This is a genomic window from Bradyrhizobium sp. SRS-191 (genome assembly GCF_024586915.1).
GTDB lineage: Bacteria > Pseudomonadota > Alphaproteobacteria > Rhizobiales > Xanthobacteraceae > Bradyrhizobium.
Map to the genome: position 1 here is coordinate 1 of NZ_JANBVS010000048.1, position 2847 is coordinate 2847.

A 2847-nucleotide genomic window follows, 5' to 3' on the forward strand; every position below is an offset into this window, starting at 1 on the left:
AAGCAGCGACGGCGGGTTCGGCAGCGGACCGGATCGGGCTGCTGACGCGATTGTCATCCAGCCGCTCGATCCTGAGATTGCAATCGTCCTCGACGAACTCAAAGACGCCCTGGATCGCGTCCTTGGGCGCCGTGGTCTCGAGGGTGAAGACCCAGCCCAGATAGGCGATCTCCGGCTCCATCGAGTGGAAGTCGGGGAGACGCGAGGTATCAGCCTCGATCTTGAGATCACCGAGCTTCCGCAACTGGCGGATCAGCAGCAGCGGCTCGTTCGCCTTGACGAACATTTCCGTGTGAGGCGTGAAAGCGATGCTGTAGCGCAGCTTCGCGGCCTCGATCGGGCGATCGGCTTCCGCTTTCACCGGCTGAGCGCTTTGGGGCTGCCCGGGCCCCTGAGGCAGTGCGGCCTGCATGGCGGCGACGATGTCGGCGCCGAAATTCGCCGCCAGCGGATTGTCGGTGCGCGCCGCGCTGACGATGTCGCTGAGGGCGTCGCTCGCCCGCATCAGCAATTGCGTGATCTCCGGTGTGGCAGCAACCCTGCGGTCCCGCATTGCATCGAGAAGGCTCTCGAACACGTGAGAAAAGGCAATCAGCGCCGAAAAGCTGAAGGCCCCGGCCCCGCCCTTGATGGAGTGGACCGATCGGAAGACGGCGTTCAGAGTTTCGCTGTCCCGGTCACCATTCGCCATGAGGTCGAGATTGGCCTGGAGCGACTCCAGCAACTCGGCGCATTCCTCGAAATAGGTTTTCCGGAATTGCTCGAAAGGAAGACTGTCGGCTTCCGAGCTCATGGACACACCCGGTGAACCAGTTCGACGAGCTGATCGGGATTGAACGGCTTGACCAGCCAGCCGGTCGCCCCTGCGGCCTTGCCATCCGCCTTCTTGGTGCCGTCGCTCTCGGTCGTCAGGATCAGGATCGGAACGGTGCGATGGCTCGATCCCGCCCGCACGTTCTTGATGAGCGAGATGCCGTCCATGTTCGGCATGTTCAGATCGGTGATGATGAGGTCGAACTTGGAGCCGCCGAGCACGTTGATGGCCGCCTTGCCGTCCTCGGCCTCGGCAACGTCGAATCCCGCCTTGCGGAGCGTGAACGTGATCATGTCGCGCATGGTCTTGGAATCGTCGACCGTCAGAATTTTTCTGCTCATTTCACTTCGTCCAGTTGGAAAATTCGCCCTGCAGGCCGAGTTCGACGACTGCGTCGAGGAAGACGTCCGACGCATTGATGATCTTCAGTCCAGTTCCCGCCTTCTCCGACGCGCGTCCCGCCGCCAGAAGCAGCTGCACGCACGGCGTCGACATGCGCCCCACACCGCTCGCATCGAGATTCGGATGCCCGGTCGCGAGCAGGTGTTTCAGCTTGTCTTGGAGGTCTGATGCGGCGGACATATCGAGCGTATGCGGCAGTGCAAACGCAGTTGGTTCGGACGTGCGGCAGTGCACGGCGTCCGCATCAGCGCACGTCAGTTCCGGCTCCATGGCCCCGCTCCCGATCAGATCCGTTTGACTCGAAGGAATTGGTAAGAGGAAAGAGCAGCGTGTTGATGCAACGTACTCAAATTGACGCCATGCGGTTGCAGCAGGGTTAAGTTCACGCTCCGTGATATTGCGGGGTCGATCGGCAATAACGTGCATAGCGCGAGGGTGACAGGTAACCCCGAACCGAAAATTGGATTACGGCTCATGTTCGGGCGAGCCTCGCAGTCGCAAGCGCCTGCGCAGTGTTAAGAGCATCGCGCGCCGAGGCCCGACCACTGATCACGCTGTCCACCGCTGCATTGATGCAGTCGCCGACTATCGGAAACTGGCGAACGGTCCGGTACGCCATGTAGTTCTTGCCGCGCGTGGGGCGTTCGAGCACATCCAGGTAGAGCGCACCCAGGTCCTGACCGTTGACCTTGTTCATCGCCCTGTAGGCTTCGCTCTCGATCACGGATCTGCGGCAGACGCTCGCGTGCCCGTGTTCGCGCATGATTCGGGCGGTCATGTCCGGGCTGAGGGCCCATTTGACGAACTCCCACGCAGCCGCGCGATTGCGCGCGGTCCTGGGAATTCCGAGCCCCTGGCTGTTCGACGCTGGACGATCGAACAGGGGACCGACGGGCATCCGCGCGATCCGCGCGGTGTCCCGCACCCTGCTGTCGTTGGCCAACAGGGACGGCGCCACCCACGAACTCGAATGGATGAAGACGTTGGAACGGCCCTTCGCCAGCGAGGCCCGCGCCTGATCCTCGGTATAGCTGGAGACGTCAAGCGGCGCGTATTTCAACAGGCTTGCGTAGAATTCGAGAGCCTGGACCGCCTGATCCGTGCTCAATGTCGGCGTCGTATCCGACGGAGCGTCAGCAAAGACGTCGCCGCCGAATCCCTGCAGATAGGGAATAAGGCACCAGTGATGGAGATGCCAGGAGACGAAGCCGTTGACCTCGCCGGGTTGATGGATTTCGGCACAGACATGCCGCAATTCCTCGAAGGTCCGGGGTATCAGCAGACCCTTTCGCTCCATCAAATCCATCCGCGACACTCCCATGATGGTGGCGCCGCCTTCCCAGGCGTAGGCGTAGGTGCCACCCTTGGCATCGCGATAGGGAAGTTGCGCGCCCGCGACGAAATCCGCCGGCGCCCATTCCGCCGGCGTCACGTTCGCGTCGGCCGTGAATTCGTCCAGATTGGCCAGGCGGCCTGAGGCCACCCATTGTGCGGCCAGGAAGAACGTCACGTTGATGAAGTCGAACGCAGGCTGCTCCGAGGCCAGCTCGCGGTCGATCATCGCATTGTACTCGCCGAACGGAAGCAGCTTCAGTTCGACCTTCATACCGGTCGCCGCTTCGAACTCCGGA

At 62.0% G+C, this 2847-nt stretch carries 4 protein-coding genes; all 4 read right to left on the bottom strand.

Features of this window, described 5'->3' with window-relative positions; all coding sequences use genetic code 11:
• The coding region (locus tag NLR35_RS33670; RefSeq protein WP_257170847.1) for an Hpt domain-containing protein at nt 1–793 on the bottom strand (793 nt) is incomplete at its 3' end.
• Nucleotides 790–1155, bottom strand: coding sequence for a response regulator (locus NLR35_RS33675; protein WP_257170848.1), 366 nt, complete (start codon nt 1153–1155; stop codon nt 790–792). The genes NLR35_RS33675 and NLR35_RS33670, both read right to left, overlap by 4 nt.
• 1 nt (nt 1156) lies before the next feature.
• Nucleotides 1157–1486: an STAS domain-containing protein gene (locus NLR35_RS33680; protein ID WP_257170849.1), complete on the bottom strand. Its 330-nt coding sequence runs from the start codon at nt 1484–1486 to the stop codon at nt 1157–1159.
• A 202-nt stretch (nt 1487–1688) separates the two neighbouring features.
• Nucleotides 1689–2847 (bottom strand): ABC transporter substrate-binding protein (locus NLR35_RS33685; RefSeq protein ID WP_257170850.1); only part of this gene is annotated, 1159 nt, incomplete at its 5' end.

Excerpts from the sequence above, each read along its gene's own strand:
- NLR35_RS33675 (WP_257170848.1), bottom strand. The coding sequence starts at position 1,155 with ATGAGCAGAAAAATTCTGACGGTCGACGATTCCAAGACCATGCGCGAC.
- NLR35_RS33680 (WP_257170849.1), bottom strand. The coding sequence starts at position 1,486 with ATGGAGCCGGAACTGACGTGCGCTGATGCGGACGCCGTGCACTGCCGC.